This window comes from Legionella sp. 16cNR16C, from assembly GCF_021297775.1.
GTDB lineage: Bacteria > Pseudomonadota > Gammaproteobacteria > Legionellales > Legionellaceae > Legionella_C > Legionella_C quinlivanii_A.
This window is the reverse complement of sequence record NZ_JAJTMX010000003.1, coordinates 738629-763433: the sequence shown is the minus strand read 5'-3', so window position 1 is coordinate 763433 and position 24805 is coordinate 738629. Positions and strand designations below refer to the sequence as shown.

The window sequence follows — 24805 nt, the reverse complement described above, 5'->3', positions numbered from 1 at the left end:
GAAAGCTTAAGTTAAGAAATTATTATTGGTTGGGCCAAGGGCTCAACCTACACGTCTATCGATCCAACTATCAGAATTTTTCCCCCTCTAAAAACCAAGCTTTCTTTTGAACCTGTGTGCAAGTTGTTTTATAATAGCCCGATCGGCCAAACCTTCCAGGATCTCGCATGAAATCTCGATTTTCACTTTTGCTGTTAGCAATCCTGGCAGTTATTTCAGTTTTATATGTCAAATTCGCAGTATCCGGTAAACAGCATTCTCAACCGCAACCGCCGCTGATCACTGTTGAAACCGCGCATGTGACAGAGCGTGTATTAGCCGAGCAATTTGAAACGCTGGGCAGTCTGGCCAGTATGGATAGTATCGATATCAGCTCGGAAATTGCCGGGCAAATTTCAGCGATCCATTTTCAGCCCGGCGCACTGGTAAAAAAAGATACCTTGCTGATACAACTCGACAGTACTGTTATGAAAAGCCAGCTCGCCAGTGCAAAAGCCAGCCTGTCACTCAGTGAAACCAATTACAAACGAACAAAGGAATTAGCACAGAAAAGTCTGGCTTCCGAACAGGCCCTTGATCGAGCCTTGGCTGATCTGCGCGAAAAACGAAACGCGGTTAAGGTCAAACAGGCGCAATTGGAAAAATTGAATCTGCGTGCACCATTTACCGGCACCCTGGGTTCAAAACAAGTCAGTGTCGGTCAATATGTGAAAATGGGGCAGGCCCTGGTCCATCTGGTTGCCAATCAGCAATTGCGTGTAGAATATAATGTACCTGAAAGATTGCTGCCGCGTCTTCACAATGGCCAAAGGGTACGAATCAGTTCAGATGCCTTTCCTACTCAGGTTTTCATTGGAAAGGTAAATTATATTGCACCCGCCATCGATAAAGACACACGCACCATTGCGGTCGAGGCTCTGATAGATAATAGTAAAAACCAGCTTTCAGCTGGGCTTTTCGTCAGAGTTAAACACCAGCTTGGTCTGGCCAGAAAACGCTTGCTGGTTCCTGAGGAAAGCCTCATTCCAACAATTAGCGGGCAGAAAATTTTTGTTCTTCGAGGCGACAAAGCCATTACCGTTCGCGTTAAAACAGGAACTCACCATGCCGCCATGACCGAAGTTTGCCAGGGACTTAAGGCAGATGACATTATTATCGTACGCGGTCAGCATAAATTAAAAGAAGGCAGTAAGGTTATCGCTGTGAATCATATCAGGAGTCCGCGGTGACATTTCCAGAGCATTGCATTAAGCGCCCTGTTTTTACTATTGTTTTAACACTGATGATAGTAATTACAGGACTTTTACACTTTGCCAAATTGTCTCTGCGGCATCTTCCCAATATTGAAAAACCTTCTATCACTATCAATACTGAATTCGATGGCGCAAGTCCTGAACTTGTAGAAAAGGAAATTACCATTCCGGTGGAGAACATGCTGTCCAGCGTTCCCGGGGTCGATAGCTTGCGCTCAACCAGTTTGCTGGGTAAAAGCCGAGTGACCATTGATTTTCAACTGGGTGTGGATATCAATGAAGTCATTAGTGATATTCGTAACAAAATGTCTTCGCTGCAAACCCATTTACCCTTGGGCAGCCACGCACCCGTAGTCAACAAAAATGATTCTGATGCCAATCCGGTCGTGGTGCTTGGTTTTCATGATGAACGAAAAAATCCACTTGAAATTACGGATTATATTTCAAGAAATATCAAACCGGTTTTGCAGGAAATTCAGGGAGTAGGTGAAGTCAGCTATCATGGCGGCCGTAATTATGCCGTCAAAATTGCACTGGACCCGGTAAAAATGGCTGCCCGCCAGATCACAGTGGCTGAAATAAAAAAAGCGCTTGCCCAACAAAATATTGACGTACCCAGCGGACAAATTAAGAGTGCTAACCGCTATTACACAGTGGTCACCCATGCACGGCTGCAAAATGCCAGGAAATTTTCAGAGTTAGTTATTGCACAGCGAGATCACCAGCTAATTCGTTTAAGTGAAGTGGCAACAGTCACCGTCGGCAGTGAGAATGAGGATAACTTGCTGCGCATTAACGGAAAACCAGCAGTCGGTCTGGCGATTCTGGCTCAATCCAATGCCAATCCCGTCGACGTAGCCAAAGTAGTCCGTAAAAGCCTGGTGCGCCTGGAGAAAACCTTTCCTGAAGGGTTTAAATCTGAAATTGTATTTGATTCAACCCAGTTTATTAAAGCTTCCATCCATGAAGTCTACTGGACTTTTTTTGAAGCGTCTCTCTTTGTCGGACTGGTGGTTCTTTTGTTTCTGGGCAGCATCCGTGCGGCTTTAATTCCTATCGTCACCATTCCCATTTGCCTGATTGGAACCTTTTGGCCCATGTACTGGATGGGATTTGAACTGAATTCATTAACCCTTCTGGCAATGGTTTTGGCGATTGGCCTTGTCGTTGATGATGCCATTGTTGTGTTGGAGAACTGCCACCGGCACATACAAAACGGCTTATCTCCCATTCGAGCCGCTATAAAGGGAAGCAATGAGATTGTTTTCGCTATTCTGGCTATGACTATTACCTTAGCGGCAGTCTATGCCCCGATGGGTTTTGTGGATGGCTTTACCGGGAAACTGTTTTTTCAATTTGGCGCGACTTTGTCAATCTGCGTTTTACTATCCGGACTGGTTGCTTTAAGTCTATCTCCAATGATGTGCTCGCAATTGCTGAATCAAAAAGAAAGCCGCTACAGTCATTGGCTTGATCAGGTTTTTAGAAAACTGGGCGATTGCTATAGCCGAAGCTTAAACGCGATGCTTCATCGCCCATACCGCTTATCTCTGATTCTGGCTGCATCCTGTCTGCTTGGTTTCTTCTGTTATCATCAGTTAGGAGCAGATCTGGCTCCGGTTGAGGATCAGTCCTACATCATAGGACCCATTGCCTCACCCACCAATGCAAGCACCGAATACACCGACCACTATAGCCGGCAGCTGGAGGCTATATATGAATCTATTCCGGAAAAGCTGAATTATTTTGTTTCCGTTAAGCCCTCCTCAGCCTTTACCATTTTAAAACTGCGTCCCTGGCATGAACGCTCACGCTCACAAAAGGAAATCAGTGACGAACTCAGTGCAAAAATGCAGAAACTGATTGGGGTTAATGTGTATCCGGTAAGCCCTAATCCCTTGGGCAATCGCGGCGGCAGCAGTAATCAGTTCAGCCTGGCAGTTATGGGAAACACCAGTTACAAACGGCTCAACGAGATAAGCAACGATGTAGCCAAAACCTTAAGCGAGTTTCCTCAGTTAAGGCATGTTAAAAACAATCTCGCGCTGGATAGTGAGCAAGTTAATATTGAAATTGACAGACAACTGGCAGCCGATCTTGATGTCAATCTGGCTCAGGTTGCAGAATTATTATCAACAATGCTTGGCGGAAGTAATCCGGTTAATTTTAATTATGACGGGCAAACCTACAAAGTCATATTGCAGTTAAATCATTCTCAGCGCCGCGATATTGCCATTCTCAATAAACTTTATGTTAAAAGTGGGCGGCAAAAAATGGTGCCATTATCCACATTGATTGATGTCAGCCATTCAATAGGACCAGATAGTTTGCCGCATTTGAATCGTTTAAGAACCTCAAGTATCAGCGCTGAACTCGCACCCGGTGCTCATTTAAATGAAGTCATTGATAAAATTCAGGATATTTTGGATAAAAAACTACCTGATGACATCCAGTTTCGCTTTACCGGTACTGCCAAAGATTACCTTGAATCCTCTGGAAACAGCATTTACGCAATGCTTTTAGCCTTACTCTTTATCTATCTGGTGCTTTCGGCGCAGTTTGAGAGTTTTATCGATCCATTGATTGTACTGCTCAGTGTACCTTTATGCCTGGTAGGTGCTTTGCTCACCCTGTATCTCACCAATCAGACTATTTCAATTTATAGCAATATCGGAATGGTGACTCTGGTAGGGCTTATCACCAAACACGGGATAATGATTACTGAATTTGCCAACCTGAAAATACAGGAAGGCATGGATAAATTTAATGCCGTTATTGAAAGTGCAAAAATCAGACTCCGTCCTATCTTAATGACCACCCTGGCAATGCTGCTTGGCGCCCTCCCCCTCGCTCTGGCAACAGGAGCGGGCGCGGAAAGCCGCCGGCAATTGGGTATTGTTATTCTCGGTGGAATGTTAGTGGGTACTTTCTTTTCACTGTACGTGGTTCCTTTTGCCTATATCAAACTTTCGAGACGCAGCCGCCAGACTCTCGTCATCTGCCCAGACGAAAGGCCTACGGCCAACGCAGCCTGATCTTCGAAACTTATTACTCCATGTTCAGCGACTTGTTCGACATTGTTCTATGAATAAAGATAGGCGCACCAAAAACCGTCATTGCGAGCCTTCGCGAAGCAATCCAGCTCCTCCCTTTGTTCAACGCTCGATCTGGATTGCTTCACTTCGTTCGCAAAGACGATAGGTTTTCTATTTATCCCACAACACCGGTTAACCACGGAACGTAGGGGTCAATAGTTATTAGTCAAAATAATCATACTTAATTTTATCTTAATGAAAGTCGATTAAAATGGTTATTTTTTAGGCTACATGTAGAAGATAGGAATTACCATGCTAGAAAAGTCAGAACCCAAAGCCCCAGTTAACCCTGTTAACCACTCCCTGGCAGAGCTGTTTAAAACTGAAGAAACTTATCGTAATAAACTAATTTTTTTGGTCAGTGTTTTTTCGAGAGCTGGATTAATTGGAGCTAATCCTGTTTTAAACAGGTTCAAACAATTACTCCCAAGGCTTGTTGATATTTCGATGAGACTCGATACAAATGTGACTAAGGGCTTGGAAATATCTCAAAAAATAGCAGCAGGAGAGACTATCTCCCTTGAGGAGCAGGAAACTCTGGACTCATTAAGAGAGGCTCGCCAGCAATTATTGATAAAGTATTTCCTGCTTTATGCCGAATATGCTAAAAATTATGCAGCATTTGCGCAGCAGGCTGGAAACCCTCAGGCATTCAAAGCATTAAAAGACTACGTTTATGCCAGCAACACACAGGGTTTTTGCTTGTCAGATTATCTGATCGAACCTGTGCAGCGTGGTCCTCGTTATGACATTCTGATTAAAAATATTATTGAATATAATCAATCTGCGAAAGTAAATCCTTCGGTAAAATTGAATGAGAAGCAAATAGAACAGTTCCAGAAAATGTCAGCCCATATTAAACATTGTGCAAGTGAAGCCAATAAGGCGACTACTGAAATGACGCCCGCTGAAAAACCTGATGAAAAACCAGGATATAAATTTGGTGATATAAGCAAAGCCGGATGGGCATTTGCCGGTCAAGCTGCACAGAAAGGCTTTGGTTTAATGAGCGTTCTTCTTTCTACCCAACCCAGTGTAACATCATCACCAGCAGTATCAGTAAAAGAAAATATCAATGATGAAGAGGTTAACAGCCTCGCCGATGAATTTGAGAATCTTTATTCTGATGAAGAAATTAGTTTGGATGATTTCGAATTTTTGGGCGATGATGATATAGAAGCGCAAAGCAGCTCTTCTAATACACGCACTTAAGTTTCGAATCTGCCTCAGCGAAAGTAATGCGTTTCGCTGAGGTAATTAAAATGATCTTAAATTTCTTTACTAGGCCATTGACTATCCTTTACAATCGCCGCTGCCTCGCAAGCAAATTAAAGGATTTAAAACAATGGAAAATCAAACACTTCAACGTTATCTGCATTATCTGAAACAAGATCCGGATAACACCAATCTGCTTCTTTCAATTAGTCAAAGCTACCAAAACCAGCAAAACTGGCATCAGGCTCAGCACTATCTGGATCAGGCCAAAAAAGCCTCCAACCAGGCGCTTTGGCTGCAACAAGGCCTGCTGCACTTATCAGCTGAAAATTATGAGGAAGCTGTTGCTGTTTTTGAAAAAGCATTACAGGAGCGCGATCTGCCGCAACGGCGCTATTATCTGGCTTATTCGTATAGTTTACAAAAAAATTATGCCTATGCCCTGGAATTACTCAAGCCGCTTGAGGCCAGTAGTGAGATACTCGCCATGAAAGCGAGATTATTGCAGCGGCTCGAACGTTTTGAAGAGAGTATTGAGCTAATACGTACTGTAGAGCACCATGAGCAGAATGCGGAGCTTTTGGGTATATTGGCAGCATCCTGGTTTGAGCTGGAGAATGAGCACGAGGCTGTTTACTATGCCAAATTATGTCTGTCTTTAAATGATACGAATCGTGAAGCACAGCTGGTGATGCTATTTCTGGATGAACAAACTACATTAACCGATATCGAAGTCTTCATTGCTGTGGATTCAGCCAACTTCCGTCTTTGGTATCATTATGGCGTTAAGCAAATGGAAAAACATCAGTTGCCAGATGCACAAGCCTCGCTTGAAAAAAGCCTTCATTTGAATGAACAGTTTTACCCTACCTGGATAGGCCTGGGCTGGTGTCATTTGCTAATGAATGACTTGTCTGAAGCACAACGCTGTTATCAGTCGGCCACTCGGCTTGAGCCCTCGATTTCCCAAGCCTGGTCCGGTCTGGCCTTATTGGCTATCCTGAATCAGCAGTGGCAGGAAGTTACTAAATATATTGATGTTGCCAGGAAGCAGAATCCTCAGTGTTCCATACTCGCTCTTGCTGACGCATTATTAAGTAGTCATCAACCACCGAAGGCGGCTTAATCCCTCAGGGACATTTCAGCCTTGATAAGTATCAAGGCTGCTTATCGTTTTCTTTTGCCAGCTTAAGATACTGTTCCCCCACAACTTTTTTCAGCCACAAATACGCCGGATGGTTTCGAGAATTAACCCAATTCACCTGCATTTCCCCGCCGCGATTTTCCATATAGGTCGGCTGGTAATTTACTTTATCGATATGAGTTCCCACCTCATTTTTTTTAACATACAAGGACAATAAGCCACTGGAACGGTTTTTTAAACTGCCCTGATTTGAAATAAAATTACCCAGTGAATAAGCGACAAACACTTTCTGTCCGGATTTCGCCTTTATCCAGTCGAAGGGCTGGACACAATGGGGATGAGAACCCAAAATAGCCATCGCACCCGCATCAGCAAACTGCTGCGCTAAACGACGCTGTGATTTATCGGGTTTTAACTGATACTCAACTCCCCAGTGAGGCGTCACAATGACCGCGTCATGCGTTTTGGTCAACTCAGCTATCAGATTTAAAACCAGTTCCTGATCACGATGGCATAATAATACCTGCTGCTCTGTATCATTAATTCCATTGGTATCCTGGGTACAGGCTAACCAGGCAATTGAGATACCATTGGCATTGGTTTCTGCGAACCATCGCTCCTGACTGCCGCTTTTTTTAGTTCCGGTAAAGGCCAATTCGTTTTTACTCAAAACAGCAATTGTTTTATCAATGCCTGTACCATAACGATCCAGTGCATGATTATTGGCTGTTGAAACCACATCAAATCCGGAATCTTTTAATCCCGATACCAGACTGGGCGGATAATTAAACATTGGGAAGGCAGTGTAAGCGGCCTGAACGCTCTCAGTGGCTCGGCCTCTGGAATCTACCATTGCGGCAACAGGGCCTTCAAGATTGCCGTAGGTAATGTCAGCTTTCTTCAATTCAGGAATCAGAGAACTCCATAACTGAGTGAAGCCAAGCTTCATACCCTTGTCGCGCAGTGGTTTATGAATAAGCACATCACCAACGGCTATGATGTGAATGGTCTGTGCCTGGCAAGTGAACGAATACAGCAGGGAAAACAAGACTATCGGCAAATACCGCATCTCTGACTCCCGGAAGATTTGTTTTATGTATGTAACTCCTCAGATTGTGGCGTCATCTTGAGCGCAGTGAAGGATCTCCTGAATCTGGCTCAGTTCCAGGCAGTTTGAGATCCTTCGCTACGCTCAGGATGACGTACCTGAGGGGTTACTATTTATTAACAAGAAATTATTAACAAGAAACATGCCAGATTTCTAATGGGGTCTTTGTTTTTCCCCCTCGCTTTCGCTGTCACCCTCATTCTCCGTTTCGGCTACATTTGCAGAATCGGCGGGGTTCTGATTTTGGGTGTTTTGGAACATCTGTACATTTTCAGAAGCCCCCTCAGGCAAAACAGGCTGCGGTTCCTCTTCCGCCGCATGAGCAATCCCCTTCTGAAATAATTTAGCAGTACTGCTGGGTTCAGACTTATCCACTGGCGACAAGGAAATCTCGGAGATCAACTGATTATCTTCGATAATAGACTGCTTCATTTCGCATTGTCTGGCATTGTATTCCGCATTCTCGCGGTAGGCCTTAAATCCCAATAACAGACTGGAAAAACTGATAACTGCCAAGGCGGTAACAGTGACTGCAATAATCACGGCCAGCGGAACTCCAAACCCTGGAAAAAGAAAGGCCATACCAGCCACTGCAAGAGCAAGCCCTGTGGCGGATGATCCGTAACCTAAACCGATCACCAGCGTTTTTTCCAGCGACCATTTTTTATCGTCGGCAAGCTGCTGTTTAACTAATGCCCTAAAGTCAACGTCTGGGAGGCTTTCACCATATTCTTTCTCTAAATGTTCGATGAACTCCTGAGTAACAAGGGCAGATTTGTCCTCAGGATACAGCTCCGAATACACTTCTTTGCTTTGCTTGATAAAATCAATAACACTATAACCTACTACGGCCGCCCCGAGGACAATACCTGGCATTGCCAGAAAAGGAAAAGCGAGGCCTAGTACCGAAGAGGTAATCACTAATCCTAATCCGAGCCCCATCCAGGCAGCATCTTGCAAAAAATGCTTCCAGCGTTTATTGGGTTTTAATTCAGAAAGCCGCTGCTTACTGAACGCGCGAACCTGCCGTTCAATAACCGCCAGTGAGGCAAGGTTGGCTAAATCCATGCCAGCATCTTTTTTAAGGACCTCTTCAAACAATTTGCCTTTTGTAATTTCAAGCTCACTTTCATTTTTTAAATGGCTGAGCTGAGTCAGTCTCTGTTCCCATTCTTCATGAGCAGGATGGTCGCAAAACCACTGCGGCTGGCGGGCTAAAATACTTTCACTGTTGTGAGTATGCACAGCACCCAATAATGACATCAGATATCGGTAAAAACGATAATTGGCGAGTGAATCATCGAGATTGTCAGGGAGATCTGATTTCTTCTTTAAACTTTTTAAAAGGGCAGACAGACGTTTTTCATGTAGTAAAAAATCGTCTGCGGTCCTGGCTTTAAGCATTCCTTCAAGGGCATTGTCCGTACTTGAATGCGCCACTTTTGCAAATTGCCTCGCCCCTTCATCTTCATACTTACGCATGAAATCGTCTGTAATGGCAGTGAGCTGCTCTTTAATGACTGCGGCGGCGGAAAGCTCTTCTTGTAAGTGTTGTTCTTGTGATTTAGACATAGTCAGCGACGTATAAAAAATCCAAAATTATAATTATACAGGTTAACAAAAGTTCCATCGGCTTGAAATTGCAGTATTAAATGATTAATCAGATCCATATTCTTCTCATTTCCATAATAGCTTGCTATTCCAATTCCCTCATTAATTTTTAAATCAATATTCATGAGTTTAATTTTATCTGGATGCTGACGAACCAGATAAAGCGCACTGTATTTATTCATAAAAACAGCGTCAATATCCTGCCTGGCCAAAGCGATCGCCAGATTATTAAAATCATCAAAGGGAACCACCGTGATATTCAAGTCATTATGTTGTTGCAGATATTCATTGTAAACCCGCCAGGACATCACCCCCACCCGCTTTCCAGACAAGGATTTCAAAGTGGTCAGCGGGCTGTCTGTTAATGTGACAAATGCTCCCTCTGTAATCATATATGGAATAGAAAACAGATAATTCAGCTGTCTTGAGGGGGTAATCGCGATATCTCCAATCGCATAATCAATTTTTCGTTCGGACAAGGCAGTATACAATTGCGGCCCTTCAAGGGAAACAAATTGACATTCCCAATGCAGCTTCTCACAGATTTTTTTCATTAAATCGATATCAAATCCATTTAATAAGTAGTGGCCATCGTTTGTAGCAAAGGGAGGATCAAAAAAAGGAGTTCCGATCTTAACAGGAGTTGCGGCGATAACATTCATCATAAAGCCTAGCCAGAAAAGAAAACAAAATCCCTTAATTTTCATTTAGCACACCCGGTTTGATCTTGTTATTCTAACTATAGATGATTGTTTTTACTTTTTTTCGAAAAAGACTTTCATCATAAAATCATTTACAATATTCTTTTAAAATTAAGGATATCCCACAATGACAAAGCTTGTCAGTTTGCTAAGCGCCAGTTTATTTCTTTCCTTCCTGCCAAGCGCAGAGGCAGCTACGGTTAAACCGGAAGATCTCATCAAGGTTGATAAGGGGAATACCAGTCAATGCGTTGAATATTACACTTATCAGGATGGTTTATATTGCAGTTCAAAGATCTTGAATCCTGAAGTTAAAGTGGATCCTGAAATAGTCAGGTCTGAGCAGCAGAACCTGGTCTTTGATAATCGTGTCTGGCAGGCTGCCTGGGGAAAAAAAGATTCAGTCATGGTAACCATAGAGTACCTTCCGGCCGGTGAACGGCTTGATCATTGGCAAGAACTGGTGACTACTCAGTATTTTCCTGAACTGCAGAAACAAGCCAGCTTAAAACAATTTTCCAACGTCATTATGGAAAACCTGAAAAAAATCGCTAATCCGGAAATAACAATCCTCGAAGAAACCCCTGATCAGATTATTTTTGAATTCAGGATTAAAGAACCCAGTAATTCTGTGCAGGATGAAATTCAAAAAATTGTCCGAACAGATAATGGATTTTATGTCCTGCATTATGTTTACCGCAGCGCCGATATGGGGCAGGAACGCCGCGCTCTCTGGCTGGAGAATCTTAAGAAGAGTTCGATAAAGCAGGAAGGGGCTAAAAATTAGCCTCAGTGTCAGTCTTTGAGAGTCAAAAGCTTAGTTTCCAGGGAATGTCGGGCGGAAGCGCCCGACCTACATGGCTTTCTCAGCCGGCACTTGCCGCAGCACGCTCACGAATACGTTCGAGAGCATAATTCAAACGAGCAAGAGTTTTTTCTTTTCCGATTAAAAACAGTGTTTGATCAATCGCGGGTGACATCCCAGTACCAGTCACTGCAACACGAAGAGGCTGGCCCAGCTTACCCATATTAATTTCATACTCGCTGCAAACTTTGTCAATCGACTCATGTATTTTTTCCGCATTCCAATCGGAGAGTTCAAGCAAACTGCTATACAGTTTTTCTAAAGGCTCGAGAATGACAGGCCGCAGGTGTTTTTTAACTGCATCCTCATCATAAGCAATTTCGTCTTCAAAAAAATAACGGCTTTTATCACAGATTTCCACCAGCGTTTTACAACGTTCCGCCTGAAGAGCAACGATATTTGCAAGCTCGGGCCCTTTTTCTGTGTGGATGCCCTGTGTTTCAAAATGCCATGCAAGCGCTTTTGCCGTTTGAGCAGGGTCTTGTTCTTTCAGATAATGCTGATTAAGCCAGTATAATTTTTCATAATTAAAGCTTGATACACCGCGGCTGACATGTTTTAAGTCAAAAAACTCAATCATCTCTTTCAGAGAAAATATTTCCTGATCGCCATGTGACCAACCTAAACGAACCAGATAATTCAACAAGGCCTGAGGTAATATCCCCTCCTCTTTAAACTGCATGACGCTGACCGCACCATGACGTTTTGATAAACGCTTTCCGTCATCACCGAGGATCATTGGCAAATGAGCAAAAACAGGAATTGGCGCATTCAGGGCTTTGAATAGATTAATTTGGCGCGGAGTGTTGTTGATGTGATCATCTCCACGAATAACGTGAGTAATTTCCATATCCAAGTCGTCAATAACCACGGCAAAATTGTAAGTTGGATGGCCATCCGAACGGACAAGGATCAAATCATCCAGTTCAGCATTATCCACGTGAATATCGCCATAAACCTGATCAGAGAAACTAACCACTCCCGATTTCGGATTTTTGAAGCGAATCACATGCGCTTCATCAGTAGGCGCGAGATTCATCTCCCGGCAATGCCCGTCATACTGAGGCTTTTGTTTAGCAGCCAACTGCGCTTCTCTCAAGGCTTCGAGACGTTCTTTTGAGCAAGTACATCGGTAGGCCATGCCCTGCTCCAGCAACAGGCTGGCAACTTCTTCATAACGTTCATAACGCTCTGACTGGTAGAAAGGTCCCTTGTCAGAGTGGAGATTAAGCCATGCCATACCATCGAGAATGGCCTGTACTGATTCTTTGGTCGAACGCTCCTGATCCGTATCTTCAATCCGAAGTATAAATTCACCCTGATGATGCCTGGCGTAAAGCCATGAATACAAAGCAGTGCGAACACCGCCTACATGAAGCAGCCCTGTCGGGCTTGGGGCAAACCTTGTTCTGACAACCATCAGGCTCTCCATTAATTAGTCAATAATGAACAGTAACTCCCCAGGCACGTCATCCTGAACGAAGTGAAGGATCTCCTGAATCTAGCTCAGTTCTAAGCAGTATGGGATCCTTCACTTCGTTCAGGATGACGTACGCGGGGAGTTACTAATAACCTGCTATCATAGCTCAGTTTAGACACCCGGCACAATGACCGTCACTGCAGTAAGGCATGATAAGAGTTCTGGTTACTAATAGTTAAAATAAAATGCGGGAATTGATTGATGTTTTCACCTAAACTTTGTATTGTTTTCCAAATTTTTTCTTTTTTATTATTTATGCACAAAAACAGGATTCCCACATGAAGGGAATTGGTATTAAATACCAACTCAGGCTAACCACCTTAATTCCAGTATTTCTGGTCGCTCTTCTTTTTGCTGTTTTTTACAACGGCCAGTTCAGTAAAGATTTACATCAACACATGTCCCGTCTGGGCGAAGCTTATATCAGACAACTACTGCCAGCAGCCCAATTGGCAATGATGCGTAATGACCGTCGAACGCTGCAGGGTTTAATTAATGCCTCCACCGTCAATCCAGAGGTTCAGGCGCTGGCATTTTATAATGCTGAAGGACAATTGGTTGCCTACCGCGGGGGCAAGCATTCTATTCATAAGCCATTTAAACCGCCAGAATATACCGGGGATTATATTGAGAGTAAGCAAATCACCCCCTACTCTATTAATTTTGTCGCACCAATTACTATCCCGAAATATAATCTTTACGCGACGACTCCTTTCAGAGCCCCTTCAGATTATATTCCTCTGCAGGCTGACGATATTTTAGGCTGGCTTTCAATCGATATCGATACTCAATCGACTCTGATTAAGCAGTATAAAATGTACATCATTACCATATTTATTACCTTACTCGGCTTACTTATCAGTTTGACTATTCATTATTTTCTCTCCAAACAGATCTATCAGCCGATATCTCGTCTTCGCCGCAGTATGAAACAAATTCTCAGCAATGAATTTGAGACAAAAATTACTGTTTCAAGTCCTGGGGAACTTGGGGAAATTGAACGGGGCTGCGCGCATTTGCAAAAACAATATCTGAATATTGTACGAGAACTCAATCATCACATTGAAGTGGCCACAGCCGATTTACAGCAAGGTCTCGAACTGCTTGAAGAAAAAAATATCCAGTTATCTCTGGAGAAAAAGAAAACAGAAGAAAAAAGCCGGCAAAAATCCGAATTCATTGCCAATATGAGCCATGAAATCCGCACCCCCATGAATGGCGTTATCGGCTTCACCAATGTATTGCTGGAAAGCAAGCTGGATGCCTTGCAACTTGATTACGTTAAAACAATCAAGTCATCGGCCCAGGATTTACTGGCCATCATCAATGATATTCTGGATTACTCCAAAATGGATGCTGGAAAACTCCACCTCGATTGCATTCCACTCGATTTGAGAGGCTGTATTGATGAGGTATTGACATTGGCCGCACCCAATGCCCATAAGAAAGGAATCGACCTAATCCCCTCAACCCAAATTAATGTACCTAAAACAGTGCTTGGCGACCCTCTGCGAATCAAGCAAATCCTGACCAATCTGGTTAGTAATGCGGTGAAATTCACTGATCATGGCTATGTGCTGGTTCGCACATCCATTGAACAGGAATCAGACAAAGATTATATGCTCTGTGTTTCAGTAACTGACACTGGTATCGGTATTTCCTCTGATGATCAAACCCGTCTGTTCAATGCCTTCAATCAGGCAGATACCTCTATCACCCGACGTTATGGCGGCACAGGTCTTGGGCTTGTGATTTGCAAAAAGCTGGTTGAAGCCATGCAAGGGCGCATTGTGCTTAACAGTGAGCTTAACAAAGGCTCTACCTTTTCAGTGTATATTAAACTTGAAAAATTATCGGCCTATGAAGTGGAGAAAAATCAGAGCCACCGCTTTAACAACATAAAAGCGCTTTGCTTTGATGATAACAGCCTGCAGCTGGAGGCATTGTGTAATGGCTTGGGTTATTGGGGAATTGAATGCGTTCCAGTCACTTCCTTTAATCAACTGGAGAAAGCATTCAGCACACACCGGGAATGCACCATTGCTTTTATTAATGTGAATGAAGGCTGCGAAAAACAGGTGGCACAAATTCTTGGCAAACAAAAAATGCCCAGTGTGCTGATTTCCAAGTGGCTTATCCACAATCCACAGTCACTGGGAGCCAATGGCTTTCTGTTCAAGCCAATCAGCATTCAGAAACTCCATGAAGTCATCGAGCAGCTCTCAAGTCAGACCACCGTTCCTGTTGCGATGGATCAGGAACTCGACAATTTGCGCAAGCAATTGCGCTTGATTCATCCTGAAATATTGATTGCCGAAGATAATCCAGTCAACCGCATGCTGTTAAATTCACTTCTGAGCGAGTTAAGTAATATTGAGGCGGTTGAAGATGGAAAGGAAACAGTGAGAGCCTGTAATAGCAAACGCTATAATCTTTTGCTTCTCGACTTGCAAATGCCGCAGCTTAGCGGACTGGAAGCCGCACAGCAGATACGCCAGCAATCCATGTTGAATAAGCTAACCCCCATTGTAGTTATCAGTGCCAGCGGCAATGACATGAATAAAGATAAAATGAAAAAGGCAGGCGTAGACCTTTGTCTGCAAAAACCTATTGATGAAAAGCAATTATTGACTCATCTGCTGCGTTTACTGAAAAAATCAAAAAACCAGGCAATTGACTGGCAATTATGCGTACAAAAGGTATCCGGTAATCAGGCTTTGGCTGAAGAATTTTTAAATCGCTTTGTGGAGGAGCTGCACAAAAGCCGTGTCGAGTTTTTTGAGCTATATAACAAACAGAATATCCAGGGCTTACAGAATGCAGCCCATAAACTATACGGAGCCTGCTGCTTTTGTGGCGTACCTCATCTGCAAACTCAGGTTTCCAAACTGGAAAAACAGGCTAAAGAAGCGAAAAAAATTGATGAAATGAAAACTGCTTTTGCTGAATTAATCCGCAATATTGATGAAGTCATCGATGAATATGATAGTCTTTACGCCACTTAACACGTAATTATTTAGGGAGTCCTAATGTCAGTGAAAAATGCAATTTATGCACAATCCGGGGGAGTTACCGCAGTTATCAATGCATCGGCCTGCGGGGTCATTCAAACTGCGCGTCAACATCCTGAAAAAATCGGCAAAGTATTTGCCGCCAAAAACGGCATCATTGGCGCTTTAAACGAAGAATTAATCGACACCTCACTTGAAAGTGATGAAGCTATTGCCGGATTAATGTTTACACCAGCCGGTGCATTCGGCTCATGCCGTTATAAACTGAAAGACAGCGGCTCGGAATATGAGCGCCTGATCGAGGTGTTCAAAGCCCATAATATCGGCTATTTCTTTTATAATGGGGGCGGCGATTCTCAGGATACGGCCAATAAGATTGCCAGGATGAGTAAAGAGATGAATTATCCCATTACCTGTGTCGGCATTCCCAAAACAGTAGATAATGATTTACCCTTCACAGACAACTGTCCGGGCTTCGGTTCTGTCGCTAAATATGTCGCTGTTTCAACGATGGAAGCAGGTTTTGATGTTGCCTCAATGGCCGCTTCCTCGACAAAAGTGTTCATTCTTGAAGTCATGGGACGTCATGCTGGCTGGATCGCAGCCGCCAGCGGACTGGCTTCACAAAAACAAAACGAGCCGCCACACATCATTTTATTTCCCGAAAACGTTTTCGATGAACAGAAATTTCTCGCTAAAGTAGACGCCTGCGTAAAAGAATATGGCTATTGTGTAGTCGTGGTGTCGGAGGGAATTAAGAATCAGGAAGGAAAGTTCCTGAGTGACGCCGGTCTTCGCGATGCGTTTGGACATGCTCAGCTAGGTGGGGTAGCGCCTGTGATTGCGCAATTGATAAAAAGCAGTCTGGGTTACAAGTATCATTGGGCGGTCGCTGATTATCTACAACGCGCAGCGCGTCATATAGCATCCCAGGTTGATCTGGAACATGCTTATGCCTTGGGCAAGGCTGCTGTTGAACTTGCAATTAACGGGCACAATGCCATTATGCCAATCGTTAAAAGAGAACAGGATTCACCCTATCGCTGGTCAATCAGTCATGTTCCATTAAGTGAAGTGGCTAATCAGGAAAAAGCCATGCCTGCGGATTTTATCAGCGAAGACGGTTTTGGGATTACCGAGGCGTGCCGGCGTTATCTGAGTCCGTTGATTCAGGGTGAAGCCTATCCCCATTATAATAATGGCCTGCCTGTTTATGTTCGATTGAAGAATCAGCTTGTTGAGCAAAAGTTATAACCAGTTACCACCGTGCCTGGGTACTGCGGCTTGGCGCAGTACCCAGGAATGTTCTAAGGAGATTAGAAATATATCAGCTGGTTTGATCTGGTAACACAAGCGTCTCGAAATTACTCACTCTGCCCAGGAGTAATACTTCTCCCCTTCTCCAACTCTGCAGGCTCCTCTTTATCTAATTTCGTAGCAGTTTTGAAAACACCGACTGCTCCAAGAGACTTGCTTTGCTTATATTCGTAATAATTAACATCGGCTCCCAATTTACTAGCAACATATTTTATTCCATTGCCGATAGCTCTGAAAAAGTTTTTGAGTTGTTCTCCCCAGCCAATTCCAAGTTTTGGACTGGCAATTTCTATTGCATTCTTGCAGCTTTGCTTGAATGTTTTCCCCGCATCATTGATTAGTTCCTTAGAGTGATTAGCACCCACAGCACTAACTAAAGCTTGCTGGTATTGGCTAAAAGCATTATCCAGGCTTTGTATTAGAACGCTTGCGGCTTTAAACGCCTCTGGCTGCGCTTTCTGATCAATGGCAGCCAGTTCTGCTTTTAAAGTTGTCAGTGCATCTTCAATTGGTTTTAAAATGGAGTTAATTTCCAGGTGAGATTCCTCTAGTTTCTGTCTGGCAGCCTCCTTCTCTGCTTCCAAAGCTTTTTTCTCTTCCTCCAAAGCCTCTGCCTTGACTCTCTGAGCCTCTGCTTCTGCTTCAGCCTGCAATTTTCCTGCCTCCAGGTCTTCGAGCTCTGCCTGTTTTTCTCTTGCACTTTTTAACTCGACAATCTCCGCTCTTAATTTTACAAGGTCCTCAACTATCTTGTCGCGAGCTGCCGATGCTTCGTCACAAGAGAGAGATTGCTTTCTCTGGCTTCCCTCAATTTGCTCACATTCAGCCTGTAATTTTCTCTTTTCAAGAACAGCATCCTCTTTATTGAAATCTAAATCGACTCTCGCCAATTTGCTTCTAACATCATCAAGAGTCTCTTCTAAACCTTTAAGTTCCCTTCTTCGTCCTAAAAGGAACGCATCCTGTTGTTTCAACTCTTTTTCTTTTACAGAAATATCGTTCTGTTTTACCCGGATTCTATCATCATATTCTTTTACGCTAGCCATTTTTACACCCAATTGATCGATATTCAATCATATAAGTATAATGTAAAAATCAATTTCTTGCGGTTGAGGATTGAACATCGGTTCCATTGCCATTAAGTTAAGGACTTTTTCTTTCCCGCGAAGGGGGAAATCCATTCCTCAATTGGCATTATAGCTAGCAAAGCGATGGGTCCCCGCCTTGGCGGGGAAGACAGTTTAATATACAACTGAGCTTAATGGCGGGTGACGAGCCCTATCCCAACCTGGGAGAGGGGTTTTCTCATGAGAACTAAGGATTGGCTCTAAAGTCAGCATTCTAATTAATGCTATCGACAACTCGCAGGCCTGTATTTAGCTAATAATGTTCCACCCGTACAAGTCCAGGTCAAATCGCCATTCGCTTGCAGGGTTGGTTGTAAAATAATGGTTCCATTACCAGCAGCAGGAGTGTATGTCACTGTAATCAAGCCATTATTTCCAATAGTAATCGATGAGACATTCGCAGTGGCTGCAGGGGATACATAACCTGTTGCAGCCTGTGTTGCCGGTAAAGCATTGCGAGTTATAGTGGTTTCTGAAACCGCGTGTTTTGCAGAAGATGCCAGACTTAATCCTTCGACCACTCTGGCGCGGATAGTGTAATCCTGATAAGCAGGAATCGCTATGGCAGCTAAAATTCCGACAATTGCTACGACAATCATCAATTCGATTAGTGTGAAACCTTTTTCTTTGTTGTTCATACCAAACTCCTTATGCAATAAAACGGAGGATCCTGAAAATGCAGACGGGAATCTTGAAGATTCCCGCCAAAATAAGCTAGTGACTAGGCTCTGCAGCTTGCAGGACGATATTTAGCGAGTAAAGTTCCGCCAGTACAGGTCCATGTCACATCCCCATTTGCTTGCAGGGTTGGTTGCAGAATAATTGTTCCTCCACCCGCTGCAGCAGTGTAGGTAACCGTTATTATTCCGTTGGCGCCAATGGCAATGGACTGTACATTCGTTGTTGCAGCAGGGCTAACATATCCTGTAGCAGCTTGTGTAGCCGGCAAGGCATTATTGGAAATTGCCGTTTCGGCGACCGCCGCTTTTGCAGAGGAAGCTAAACTTAATCCCTCTGTCACTCGAGCGCGAATCGTATAGTCTTGATAAGCAGGGATTGCAATCGCTGCTAAAATACCTACGATAGCCACAACAATCATTAACTCAATCAATGTAAAACCTTTTTGCTTCATGCTACTCTCCTTCGATTAATTTCAGCATTCTGATTTAACTAAGCAAATTAAATGCCAGTCTTAAAAAAGATTGATATTTCAAACATCTATTATTAATTCAAATGTAGAGCAACTTGTCAAATGGAAATCTGGCAATAATTTTTTATAAAAATGGACCAATCCAGTCACTAAATGACATAGTTTTCAGTTGTAAATGGATTATAATTGTTGCACCCCCTTTTTTAACTGGCAACAATGAATCGTAAATTTCGTATTGAATCTATTTTAAATCGGGAGCTTCCTGTTTATCACATGGAAGTTTTAGATGAATCCAGCCAGCATCATGTACCAGAGGGAGCAGAAACTCATTTTAAGCTTGTTCTGGTCTCTGATTCATTCAAAGGCCAATCGAGAATCGCCCGGCATCGTTTAATCAATAAACTGTTAGCTGAAGAGTTTAGCCAGGGTCTGCATGCGCTCAGTATGCATTTATTCACTGAGGATGAATGGAAAGAACGACAAGGGGAAACAAGCAATTCTCCTCATTGTCGGGGAGGATTCAAGCATGGCTGAATCCATTTACTGGCAAACCGGCATTCAACTTCCAGTCAAATCGCGCGGCTTTCATTTGATTACAAACGAGGTCATTGAATCGATGCAGGCGGCACCGAGGATTAAAACTGGCCTGGCCAATCTCTTCCTTCAACATACTTCCGCTTCGCTGGCGATAAGCGAAAATACCTGCCTGGATGTACCATTAGATTTGGAAACCCATTTTAATCGCTTGATTCCTGACGATGATCAATTGTTTCGTCATACTCTTGAGGGTTCAGACGATATGCCAGCTCATATTAAAAATGTGATGCTTGGCTCAAGCCTTACCATTCCACTAAAGGACGGGCGGTTATTGCTGGGTCGCTGGCAAGGAATTTACCTTTGTGAACACCGGAATCAGGCCGGTGCTCGCCAATTAATAGTGACCATTCAGGGCTGCTAAGCTGATTTAAGTGTCATTGCGAACTTACAATTGCTTCACTTTGTTCGCAAGACCATAAAATCAGGAAGGTTTTAATTCTGCAGCCTGCTTCTGTTCCTCTTCTGGCGTATTTAAAATAGCAGTCCCCAGATTTACTCCATCCATTACGCTCAGCACATAATTGACGCTATCAGGAAGGCTGCTGCACATTGTTAATGCGGAGTAATCAGTTCCCAGCGCCATTCCATTTAATATGACGCTTGAAATATAAGCCAGCGTGCTGTTATTGTCGCGAAGACCCATAGCAGTAACCAATTGCACCAGCATTTTAAAGGCTAATTCGCTGCCCTTTGCATCTTCACTGGCTAGCAGGTAGACTGCAGCGGCTACTGTTGCTGCAAGATTGAGTCTCTGCAAGGCGGCCCGCCAGGAACTATTTGCACTAAAAAAACCAGACATGTTGAACTCCTGTTAATATAGAACCTCCATTAAACATCATGAAAAAAAGAGATACAAGCATTCGGATTTAAGTTTTTTATATGGAATTTTAAATAAAATCAGTTTCTTCAAAAGGCTCAATCCCCTATAATGTATATCTTTTTGTCAATCTCTGTTGTTGGAACTTTTTTTAATGAAAGCCTGGTCCTCCGAAAAAATATCTGTGTTAGCACTTGTACTCTTAATTACAGGAGCGATCGATAGTATTCGTAACTTACCCGCAACAGCCCTTTTTGGCTCCAGCCTGATATTCTTTTTCAGTTTTTCAGCTATTGTATTTTTAATTCCGGTGGCACTGGTATCCGCCGAATTATCCTCGACCTGGTCAGAAGAAGAAGGCGGGGTTTTTTCCTGGGTAAAACATGCCTTTGGAGAAACTCTCGCTTTTTTCACCATATGGCTGCAATGGATCAATACGATGGTCTGGTATCCGACCATTCTCTCGTTTATCGCCGGCACGCTGGCCTATCTGGTTAATCCTGCTTTGGCTCAAAACAAATACTATCTCATCGCAGTCATTCTGACAGTGTTTTGGTCTCTTACATTGCTGGGATTAAGCGGTCTCAAAGCCTCTGCCCGTTTTGCCAGTTTTTGCGCCATTTTTGGAATGATTATTCCTATGGCCTTTATAATTCTGCTGGCAATTATCTGGCTAATTAAAGGCCAGCCGATTGCGGTTGATTTAAGCCCTGCTCATCTTCTTCCTCACTGGGGAGATACTCAATCCTGGGTTTCACTAACGGCTATCATGACGTCTTTTCTGGGGATGGAGCTAGCTGCAGTCCATGTCCGAAATGTGGAATCGCCTCAACATAATTTTCCTAAAGCCATGTTTTTTTCAGTGTTGCTGATTTTGTCTACCATGATTTTTGGCTCCCTGGCGATTGCCTTTGTCTTGCCGCAAGACCAAATCAGTCTTGTCGATGGTGTTATGCAGGCATTTAATAATTTCTTTCAGGCTTACCACATGACCTGGCTAATGCCGCTGATTATCGTCATGCTGCTTTTAGGCAGTCTCGGCGGAATGGTGAACTGGATTATTTCGCCCGCCAAAGGCCTGTTACTGGCCGCTGATAACGGTTTTCTCCCTCATTGGCTTTATCGGCTGAATAAACATGGGATTGCTTCCCGAATTCTGATTCTGCAAGCGATTCTTGTCACCTTATTGTGCAGTGGGTTTTTATTATTTCCGAGTGTGAATGCCATCTATTGGCTGTTCACCGACTTAAGCACTGAATTATATATTATGATGTACGTGTTCATGTTTATCGCCGCCTGGCGTTTAAAAAGTAAAGCCGCAGGCATGCCGAGAACCTTTCAGATTCCTGGCGGTAAAGCAGGTTATTATGCAACCTGCCTCCTGGGTCTAATCGGCTGCTTCATTACCTTGGTCGTAGGTTTTATACCTCCTGAAAACAGTATGGATATTGGCGGTGCAGATCGTTTTCGCCTTGTTTTCAGCTGTGGAATATTACTAATGATCTTTCCTGCTTTTATTCTTTATCTGAGGCGTCGAATCCTGCTTGCCAAGTGAGTGATAAAGCAGTGTAGGTTGGGCACCTTTGCCCCGCAAACGGCTTGAACCAATCCCGAACTCAATGTTGGGCCAAGGGCCCAACCTACATGTAATTGCAGAACTCCCTAACTTAATGGCCATCATAAATTTACACTTCAGTTACATTTCTTTAATATTTTCTTAAGAATCGGATGGTAATTTGTGATCACTTGAATGAGTCTTGAGCTTCCAAATGCGTAGAAACAACTCAAAAAAACCCAGACAAGTCATTATTCTCTCCCCTGATACCGACGAAAACTGCAGCCAATCTGCTGAAATTGATGAATTAATGAAGCAGTTCCACTCCCTTGCAAAAATACATAGGAATCTTAAGCTGGAAGATGCTGTTTCCAGGGTGGCTGATAGAGAATTCAGTTTAAATCAGTACGTCACTGCCTTTCAGAAAATGACAGCCAAAGCCAATAGTCTCATTGAACAAATCCTGATGCATTATCGAAACCGAATTGATCATCCTGCCTACCATCAGTCTCTCATCAAAGAAATCACTGAGACCATCCTGCAATTACAGAAACTGGCAATCCAGCGTACTAGCCTGCAGAATGCAATAGAGCAGCGGTTCGCGCAAGTATTCCCTGATACCAATAATATGGATGAACTGCAGGTTCATAGAAAGTTGGCAGCCGAAGCGCTTCAAAAGCAGTTGGACAAATTCTTTCCAAGCATTTTTATACTCAGGATAGGGAATAAAAAAGATCCGACCAGTAGCAAACTTACCAAAGAGTTAATTAATTTTCTGAATGATACCTTTCTCTTACTCAAAGACAAAACTACCGGTTTGAATATGGAAACTGTCAAGACATTAGAGCGTTCAGTTTATGCTCATCTTGGAGTAAAGAGCTGGTTTATGAAAACAGCAGCCTCTCAAAACACCAGTGAATTGATTGCCAATCTGTTTTACTGGCAAGGTCAGGAATCCATAGTCACTTTAAAAAAGCAGCTAGTCGCTCTGCATCATCTGAACACTAAAATTGCTGCTTTTCCTCTTCACGCTATTAAGGAATTTGACATGCTAAGCCAACTCACTGAACAAAATGAACAAACGATTAAAGCGCATGCCCTGAAATTACCCGCAGAACTCAGTGAGTTTTCCAGGGACCTGAATGAGCGGCTCAGATTTTTTAGCAGTGAAGACAGCGAAAAACCGATTATTGCTAAAGCCAGAACAAAGCGGCCTCTATTGAATGAATGGTTAAATCAAGTCGATGCCATTCTGGCAACCTATCAGCAGCAATGCAGTCAGCTAGCGCCATCGCTATCCGCATTAGAACGATTGCAATCCATTTGCGAACAGCAGGAAATCTGTATACAGGCACTTCAGAATATTGAGAGGCTGATGGAGCAGTACCGGCCTGAACACTCGATGCTCAAACAAAAGCTTAGTCTTGAGTATGAATCTCAAAAGAAAATGCTTTTTCATAAGCTTAGTCAAAGCATTCAAGAGACGAATCAAGCCTTACTATTAATCAGGGATAAAGTAACGGTCGATTTCGAACTTTCAGAAGCCCGTTCATTTTGCGAGAAAATTTTGCAGCAGCAACAACCACTCTATGCGCTAAGAATGCATGCCGATTACATTGCAAACAAATTAGAGAAGCAGGTAAGTGCCGTAAAACAGCTGATTAAGAATAAATGGCAGCCAGATCTTCAGCAGCTTTATGAGGCCTATTATACTCCTCATTCCGGTTACACCCAGTACAGTAAAACTAACCCCTGTCAACCATTGCTCGAACAGCACTATCTGGCAATGGCCCGACAGAAGAGGAGTTTGGATAAGCACTGGAGAAAGCTGGAAACAACAGGGGGTGCTGAAATACGAGCCTGGCTTGGCAATCTCCAATCGCATCGTGATGAACTATATTATGATATCCAGTATAGAAATTCTCTGGAGCGTCAGGCGAAAATTATCCAGCAACGCCTGGAGCATCCTACTTATCAGGCTTCCATTAAAATCATTAATGCCCTGGATAAAGAGATTATTCGTCTTTTGCAAAAATACAGCCCTAAAATGCGGAATTTTTGCAATGAAGAGGAGCAATCCATGCTGGCTGATATCACACAAAATCCGGATTTGTGTCTTGAAAAGAAAGAATTCAGTGATGATGAGAACATCATGTATGACAAAATCGATCGCCGTATCATGAAATTAATTAATATTCGCTTACTCTTTATTAAGGAAAATAATAGCTACATCAGCATCAACCCTCATCTGACTGATCCTAGGCAATACAGGGAGGCTTTAATAAAACATGTGAATGACCATCTTCATAATGGCAATATGGAACATTATTCTGACGGCACACGTCATTCTTTTACGCAATGGATTAGAACTTATGTGCTCAGGCCACTACAAACCACCGCAATTGGTACCTATGATTATTTTGCCAAACGAGACAATAAGCACCAATTCTTTTATGCGACTCCCGGCGCTTCTTCGACTGAGAAAAACCTGATTGCATTGGGCAATGAAATGTCCTCGGAGCTGGCATCGACAGCTCCAGCGGCCTGACTCTTTATATATGAAAGGTCCTCCCCGCCAATGCAGGGAACCATCTCCGGGCTAGCTATAATGCCAATTGAGGAATGGATTCCCGCCTTCGCGGAAAGGGGTTGTTGCGTGAATGGAACCAAGCGACTTATCTGTCGTCTTTGCGAACGAAGTGAAGCAATCCAGATCGGAATTTGAACAAAGCAAGGAGCAATTGCTTCGCTAACGCTCG

The 24805-nt window shown here is 43.3% G+C and carries 19 protein-coding genes; 11 read left to right on the top strand and 8 right to left on the bottom strand.

Going from position 1 to position 24805, the window contains the following annotated elements; all coding sequences use genetic code 11:
* Window positions 1–167 precede the first annotated feature (167 nt).
* The 4 genes from LXA66_RS13495 (at window position 168) to LXA66_RS13480 (ending at window position 6689) form a co-directional block, all read left to right on the top strand.
* The gene (locus LXA66_RS13495) at window positions 168–1229 is read left to right on the top strand and encodes an efflux RND transporter periplasmic adaptor subunit (RefSeq protein ID WP_233013573.1); all 1062 of its coding nucleotides are present in this window, start codon (window positions 168–170) and stop codon (window positions 1227–1229) included.
* On the top strand, window positions 1226–4288 hold the full coding sequence (locus LXA66_RS13490) for an efflux RND transporter permease subunit (protein WP_233013572.1): 3063 nt from the start codon (window positions 1226–1228) through the stop codon (window positions 4286–4288). The genes LXA66_RS13495 and LXA66_RS13490 overlap by 4 nt, the downstream gene beginning before the upstream one ends.
* A 312-nt stretch (window positions 4289–4600) precedes the next feature.
* Window positions 4601–5560, top strand: coding sequence for a RhoGEF domain-containing protein (locus LXA66_RS13485; protein WP_233013571.1), 960 nt, complete (start codon window positions 4601–4603; stop codon window positions 5558–5560).
* A gap of 133 nt (window positions 5561–5693) precedes the next feature.
* Entirely contained in the window at window positions 5694–6689 is a 996-nt protein-coding gene (locus LXA66_RS13480; RefSeq protein WP_233013570.1) for a CDC27 family protein, read from the top strand.
* Between the two features lie 31 nt (window positions 6690–6720).
* Here LXA66_RS13480 and LXA66_RS13475 read toward each other — a convergent pair whose 3' ends face one another.
* From LXA66_RS13475 to LXA66_RS13465, 3 genes are all read right to left on the bottom strand, one after another.
* Entirely contained in the window at window positions 6721–7776 is a 1056-nt protein-coding gene (locus LXA66_RS13475) for a CapA family protein (protein ID WP_233013569.1), read from the bottom strand.
* A 192-nt stretch (window positions 7777–7968) separates the two neighbouring features.
* A complete protein-coding gene (locus LXA66_RS13470) occupies window positions 7969–9387 on the bottom strand; it encodes a hypothetical protein (protein ID WP_233013568.1) in 1419 nt (472 codons plus the stop codon).
* Window positions 9388–9389: 2 nt separating this feature from the next.
* Window positions 9390–10133, bottom strand: a complete 744-nt coding sequence (locus tag LXA66_RS13465) for a transporter substrate-binding domain-containing protein (protein WP_133138974.1) — start codon at window positions 10131–10133, stop codon at window positions 9390–9392.
* A gap of 121 nt (window positions 10134–10254) precedes the next feature.
* Here LXA66_RS13465 and LXA66_RS13460 point away from each other — a divergent pair, with 121 nt between their 5' ends.
* Entirely contained in the window at window positions 10255–10914 is a 660-nt protein-coding gene (locus tag LXA66_RS13460; protein WP_233013567.1) for a hypothetical protein, read from the top strand.
* A 79-nt stretch (window positions 10915–10993) separates the two neighbouring features.
* Here LXA66_RS13460 and gltX read toward each other — a convergent pair whose 3' ends face one another.
* Window positions 10994–12412 (bottom strand): glutamate--tRNA ligase, encoded by a 1419-nt coding sequence (gene gltX, locus LXA66_RS13455; RefSeq protein ID WP_233013566.1) that lies wholly within the window; start codon window positions 12410–12412, stop codon window positions 10994–10996.
* Window positions 12413–12750: 338 nt separating this feature from the next.
* Between gltX and letS the strand changes: the two genes are divergently transcribed.
* Together letS and LXA66_RS13445 are read left to right on the top strand one after the other, a co-directional pair.
* A complete protein-coding gene (gene letS, locus LXA66_RS13450) occupies window positions 12751–15477 on the top strand; it encodes a two-component system sensor histidine kinase LetS (protein ID WP_233013565.1) in 2727 nt (908 codons plus the stop codon).
* Between the two features lie 24 nt (window positions 15478–15501).
* Window positions 15502–16737 (top strand): 6-phosphofructokinase, encoded by a 1236-nt coding sequence (locus tag LXA66_RS13445; RefSeq protein WP_233013564.1) that lies wholly within the window; start codon window positions 15502–15504, stop codon window positions 16735–16737.
* Window positions 16738–16847: 110 nt separating this feature from the next.
* On the opposite strand, the gene LXA66_RS13440 is transcribed toward LXA66_RS13445, so the two are convergent.
* From LXA66_RS13440 to LXA66_RS13430, 3 genes are all read right to left on the bottom strand, one after another.
* A complete protein-coding gene (locus tag LXA66_RS13440; protein WP_233013563.1) occupies window positions 16848–17846 on the bottom strand; it encodes a hypothetical protein in 999 nt (332 codons plus the stop codon).
* Between the two features lie 305 nt (window positions 17847–18151).
* Window positions 18152–18565 (bottom strand): pilin, encoded by a 414-nt coding sequence (locus LXA66_RS13435; protein ID WP_233013562.1) that lies wholly within the window; start codon window positions 18563–18565, stop codon window positions 18152–18154.
* A gap of 83 nt (window positions 18566–18648) precedes the next feature.
* A complete protein-coding gene (locus tag LXA66_RS13430) occupies window positions 18649–19059 on the bottom strand; it encodes a pilin (RefSeq protein ID WP_233013561.1) in 411 nt (136 codons plus the stop codon).
* Between the two features lie 234 nt (window positions 19060–19293).
* On the opposite strand from LXA66_RS13430, the gene LXA66_RS13425 reads away from it, so the two are divergent.
* Both LXA66_RS13425 and LXA66_RS13420 read left to right on the top strand, forming a co-directional pair.
* Window positions 19294–19611, top strand: coding sequence for a BolA family transcriptional regulator (locus LXA66_RS13425; RefSeq protein WP_233013560.1), 318 nt, complete (start codon window positions 19294–19296; stop codon window positions 19609–19611).
* On the top strand, window positions 19604–20035 hold the full coding sequence (locus LXA66_RS13420; protein WP_233013559.1) for a secondary thiamine-phosphate synthase enzyme YjbQ: 432 nt from the start codon (window positions 19604–19606) through the stop codon (window positions 20033–20035). Before LXA66_RS13425 ends, LXA66_RS13420 begins: the two co-directional genes overlap by 8 nt.
* A gap of 60 nt (window positions 20036–20095) precedes the next feature.
* Here LXA66_RS13420 and LXA66_RS13415 read toward each other — a convergent pair whose 3' ends face one another.
* The gene (locus LXA66_RS13415) at window positions 20096–20473 is read right to left on the bottom strand and encodes a hypothetical protein (protein WP_112220313.1); all 378 of its coding nucleotides are present in this window, start codon (window positions 20471–20473) and stop codon (window positions 20096–20098) included.
* A 172-nt stretch (window positions 20474–20645) separates the two neighbouring features.
* Here LXA66_RS13415 and LXA66_RS13410 point away from each other — a divergent pair, with 172 nt between their 5' ends.
* Together LXA66_RS13410 and LXA66_RS13405 are read left to right on the top strand one after the other, a co-directional pair.
* Window positions 20646–22046 (top strand): APC family permease, encoded by a 1401-nt coding sequence (locus LXA66_RS13410; protein ID WP_233013558.1) that lies wholly within the window; start codon window positions 20646–20648, stop codon window positions 22044–22046.
* A gap of 214 nt (window positions 22047–22260) precedes the next feature.
* Window positions 22261–24594, top strand: coding sequence for a hypothetical protein (locus LXA66_RS13405; protein WP_233013557.1), 2334 nt, complete (start codon window positions 22261–22263; stop codon window positions 24592–24594).
* Window positions 24595–24805: the final 211 nt, after the last annotated feature.